We start from the raw sequence: 2,693 nt of genomic DNA, 5'->3' as shown, positions 1-2,693 counted from the left end.
TGCAGCAGCAAACAACATCGTAATCAAAATGCTCCTTTAACCAAGGGATAATTGCGGTCGTATCCAGACCACCTGAATATGCCAGAATATCTTTTTCTTTCATAGGTGTATCCTCCTAAATATTTATGTATTATATTCATTGCTTTTCGCTAATGACTACTATACATCAACTGTCATAATTATGCAAGAGTAAATTTACATAAATTCCAAAATTAATTTTGGGGGATTCGGGGAAAAAAGCATAAGTCAGCATGTGGGGTGAAAAAGGCATATAAATAGGGAAGAAAGGAATCAAGACAAATCGTAATGTGTCAGAAATGAAAAAGCCGTCTTGAAAGTTTTTCCATAAAAATAAAAAAAGTGCTTGCATAATATACATAATGGATGTATAATTATGCGCATATTATTCATGCGGGGGAATGAAATCCAACGATACAGAAACGCATATCAGGGCGGGGTATGAAAAACACTTTACTTCGCTGAAATCTTATTATATATTAATAGGAAAGCAGTTTTAAGAATGGCACAGCTGGATTAACCACTGGCGAAAGAAAACAGAAAAGGAGTTTTGAAAATGATAAAAGCAGGAATTATCGGAGCAACCGGATATGCCGGCGGTGAACTGGTGAGATTATTATTAGGACATAAGGAAGTGGAAATAGCATGGCTGGGTTCCAGAAGCTACATCGATAAGAAATATTGGGAAGTATACCAGAACATGTTCCAGATTGTAGATGCAAAATGTATGGATGACAATATGCAGGAACTGGCTGGAAAGGTAGATGTGATCTTCACGGCAACACCTCAGGGCCTTTGCGCATCACTCATTACCGAAGAAATTCTTTCCCAGGTAAAAGTCATTGACCTGAGCGCTGATTTCCGTATTAAAGATGTGAAGACATATGAAGAATGGTACAATATTCCTCATAAGACACCTCAGTTTATCGAAGAAGCAGTATACGGGCTGTGTGAAATTAACCGGGAAGAAATCAAAAAGGCTAGGCTGATTGCAAATCCCGGATGTTATCCTACCTGCAGTACATTATCCATTTATCCTTTATTGAAGGAAGGACTGATTGATCCGGCTACGATTATCATCGATGCCAAATCCGGAACGTCAGGAGCCGGACGAGGTGCAAAAGTGGATAATCTTTATTGTGAAGTAAACGAAAATATAAAAGCATACGGCGTTGCATCCCACAGACATACACCGGAAATTGAAGAACAGCTGGGTTATGCCGCAGGCGAAGAAATCAGGATTAATTTCACACCTCATCTTATTCCCATGAACCGCGGGATTCTGGTAACGGCATATGCTTCCCTGAAGAAAGATGTAAGCTATGATGAAGTTAAAGCCGTTTATGATAAATACTATGATAAGGAACGTTTCGTCCGTGTCCTGGATGCAGATGTGTGCCCTCAGACAAAGTGGGTGGAAGGCAGCAATTATGTGGATGTGAATTTCAAAATTGACAAGAGAACCAACCGCATTATTATGATGGGAGCTATGGATAATCTGGTAAAAGGCGCTGCAGGCCAGGCAGTCCAGAATATGAACCTGCTCTTTGGATTTGAAGAAAGTATGGGATTACAACTGGTACCCATGTTCCCGTAAGTTTTGAATATAAGGAGGAAGAACCATGAAAGTGATGAATGGAGGCGTTACTGCTGCGAAAGGATTCCAGGCAGCAGGTATTTATGCAGGAATTAAGAAAGACAAAAAAGATATGGCTATGATTTACAGTGAAGTGCCTTGTGTTGCTGCAGGGACGTTTACCACCAACATTGTCAAAGCAGCACCGGTTAAATGGGATATGGACGTGGTTTACAATTACCAGAATGCCCAGGCGGTGATTGCCAACAGCGGCGTGGCGAATGCCTGCACAGGCGAAGAGGGGATGGGTTACTGCAGAGATACGGCAGATGTAGCGGCAGAACTGCTGCAGATCGACCCCAAAGCAGTTCTGGTTGCATCCACCGGTGTAATTGGAAAACAGCTCCCCATGGAGCCGATTAAAGAGGGAATCAAAAAAATGATTCCGCTGCTTTCAGAATCAATCGAAGCGGGTACTCTGGCGGCAGAGTCTATTATGACTACGGACACCGTAAAAAAAGAAGTAGCCGTAACCCTTGAAATTGGCGGAAAAACGGTGACAATCGGCGGAATGTGCAAAGGGTCCGGCATGATTCATCCAAATATGTGTACTATGCTGAGCTTTGTAACAACAGATGCTGCGATTTCCAAAGAGATGTTACAGAAAGCGCTGAGCGCAGATATTAAAGATACCTACAATATGGTATCCGTTGATGGGGATACGTCTACAAACGATACGGTCCTTCTTCTGGCTAACGGGATGGCGGGCAATCCGTACATTTCCGAGGAAAATGAAGATTATCAGCAGTTTCAGGCGGCTCTGAACTATGTAAATACCTGCCTTGCGAAAAAGATTGCAGGAGACGGAGAAGGAGCGACAGCGCTGTTTGAGGTACGGGTAATTGGTGCCCAGACCAAAGAGCAGGCGGTAACGCTAAGTAAATCCATAGTAACATCCAGTCTTACCAAAGCTGCAATTTTCGGACACGACGCGAACTGGGGGCGCATACTTTGTGCCATGGGATATTCCGGTGCCGACTTTGATCCGGAACAAGTGGATTTATTCTTTGAAAGTGCGGCTGGCAAACTTAAGATCATT

The 2,693-nt window shown here is 42.8% G+C and carries 3 protein-coding genes; 2 read left to right on the top strand and 1 reads right to left on the bottom strand.

All coding sequences use genetic code 11. From position 1 onward, the window contains the following. Positions 1 to 103: argininosuccinate synthase domain-containing protein (locus ACH2DQ_RS06550; protein WP_395026048.1), on the bottom strand; the 103-nt coding region annotated here is incomplete at its 3' end. Between the two features lie 471 nt (positions 104 to 574). On the opposite strand from ACH2DQ_RS06550, the gene argC reads away from it, so the two are divergent. Next, entirely contained in the window at positions 575 to 1,615 is a 1,041-nt protein-coding gene (gene argC, locus ACH2DQ_RS06545) for an N-acetyl-gamma-glutamyl-phosphate reductase (RefSeq protein WP_394913476.1), read from the top strand. Between the two features lie 25 nt (positions 1,616 to 1,640). Continuing rightward, a partial coding sequence (gene argJ, locus ACH2DQ_RS06540; RefSeq protein WP_395026045.1) for a bifunctional ornithine acetyltransferase/N-acetylglutamate synthase occupies positions 1,641 to 2,693 on the top strand: 1,053 nt, incomplete at its 3' end.

It is taken from the genome of Robinsoniella sp. (assembly GCF_034124845.1).
The sequence above is the reverse complement of the archived record's forward strand: the minus strand, read 5'-3'. Positions and strand labels throughout refer to the sequence as shown.

Coding starts and splice junctions, on each gene's coding strand:
- argC (WP_394913476.1), top strand. CDS start 575: ATGATAAAAGCAGGAATTATCGGAGCAACCGGATATGCCGGCGGTGAA.